The sequence below is a fragment of the Muriicola sp. genome (assembly GCF_049669965.1).
In the GTDB taxonomy this organism is placed as follows: Bacteria; Bacteroidota; Bacteroidia; order Flavobacteriales; family Flavobacteriaceae; genus Muriicola.
In genome coordinates this window covers 1-2,061 of sequence record NZ_JBATLB010000150.1, presented here as the reverse complement: position 1 = coordinate 2,061, position 2,061 = coordinate 1, and the positions used below count along the sequence as shown (strand labels likewise).

The 2,061-nt window shown below is 39.6% G+C and carries 2 protein-coding genes; both read right to left on the bottom strand.

The window, feature by feature from the left end:
• The coding region (locus WBM49_RS08165) for a glycosyltransferase (protein ID WP_424371561.1) at positions 1-985 on the bottom strand (985 nt) is incomplete at its 3' end.
• 265 nt (positions 986-1,250) lie between these two features.
• On the bottom strand, positions 1,251-2,061 hold an 811-nt coding region (locus WBM49_RS08160; protein ID WP_424371560.1), incomplete at its 5' end, for an oligosaccharide flippase family protein.

Sequence of the window (2,061 nt, the reverse complement as noted above, 5' to 3'; positions counted from 1 at the left end):
CTTCGCGGACCAGAACGCCAAGATCTCCAAGATCTGGTAATGCCACGGCTTTTCCGTAACTACCTGCCTGGTGCAAAACACCTGAGCTACCGGTCGTAGAGGTGTAAGGAAATACCACTACAGCGCTATCTCCGAAGATAGTGGGTACATCTTCCTCGGCAACATACCCGGTAAATCGTAAGTTCGTTACGGATGCATATTTTTCCTCCATAGATTTAAGAGACCCGGGAGTGTTTGGGCTATCAGTACCGGCAATTACAATTTCTATGTCTTCCCTGGTTCTGCTTCTGATCAATTCTACGGCCTCAATCATGATCTCAACACGCTTATAGGTGCCAAATTTACCAAAGGCCATCACTTGTTTTGGTCCTTGTGGCAAGTTATAATCGGGTTCAGGAGGTGTTTCAAAGGATCCGTGAGGTATCAGTGCAATATTGCGTGCTTTGTATTTCTTTTCCAGAATAGTAACATATTTGCTTATGGTGACTGCTACAACATCGGAAGCTAATACAAATCGGGTTAACATGGTCCCAATTACATTATACACCTTTTGTAACAATTTGTTCTGGGTTATTCCAGCATTATCAAGATCAACTTGTTCCAGAATATTATGAATAAGTGAAATGGTTGGGATACGTCTTACTTTGCAGATAAAAGGTGCCAAGAGGCCTAAAGCTGCCGGTATTTTCTTATCGCCAAACTTTAGGAATTGAAGGTTAAATAAAACGGCATCGGGCTTGGTTTCTGAGATTGCCTTATTGATGTGATATAGGTTTGTATAACTATTAAAACTCCAGCTTTCTTTTACTGTTATTTTACAGCCTATACCTTCAAAGGACAGATCTTTTTCTTCTATTGTTCTGTCAGTGATCAATACGATCTCCGTTACATCGTCTTGTAAACGGAAGTGTTTTACTAAATGGTACCCATATTCAGTTAAGGTTACTTTACTAGGTGGATACGCGGTTACGATTGCTAATTTCATAGGTTAAGTACTAAGATTAATATTTTATTTACAGGGCAAATATCTTATAAAAGGCAGTGAATACAGGCTCTTAGAAGCTCACTGCATCCTTACTGTAGACGAAAGGAAAAGCAGTGTCGGTAAGCAGAAATTGGGGTCCTGTATTTTTTGGAGCTTTATGGACCCTAAACATCTTTGATAGGTCTCCGGATATAAACCGGATAGAGACAAAAAAAGGTCGGAACTATTAAAAGATCCGACCCTGACATTTTTGAACAGAAGGCGTTTATAAACTTCGCTTCTTATATAGAAAATAAATAATTTGGGAGATCAGTAAAATCACCATTACAAGGATCTGTAACTGTACAATTTGCTCTAGGGATTTATGCAGAACGCTTATGAGTACTATCTGAGATAACCCTAAAACTCCTGAAATAATTACGGGGACATAATGATCCAGGGATAAGAAATAGTAGGCAAATATATTCCCGATAGCAAAGAGTGATGTAGCAACTGCATATTGCCACAATAAAGCTGCCATTGAAAAATAGGCATCCCCAAACATCAGTTTAATGATCAATTCCGGGAAAAAATAACATGAGGTTATGATGGTCAGGGAAAGAAGGGCAACGTAACCAACATATTTAAATAATACCGGGGCGGTGGCTTCTCCATCTTTTTCTTTTTGAACTACTGCAGGCAAGAGGAGCATTACAAACATCCAGGCCACAAAGTATACCACCCTGCCAATTAGCGCCAGAGAGGCATATAATCCTGCCTCATTTGGGCTGAAATAATGCTTTACCATTAAGACATCACTATTGTTTATAATGATCTGCGTGATCTCATAGCAAAGCGTTAGTATAATGAACTTATTTACCTGTTTCGTATTTTCAGATGATAACATTGAAGGTCTGGCAATTGAAATGCCTTTTATATCTGAAGGGATTAAACCGAAAAGAAAGGAAAATCCGATCCCTATGGCAACGGAAAGGGCAGGTTCCCAGGGACTAAATAACAGGAATACCAGGGTGATCAGCAGTCGGCTCCACATCTCCGTTTGATAGGTGATAGAGAGCTTGTTAAAATAATGATGT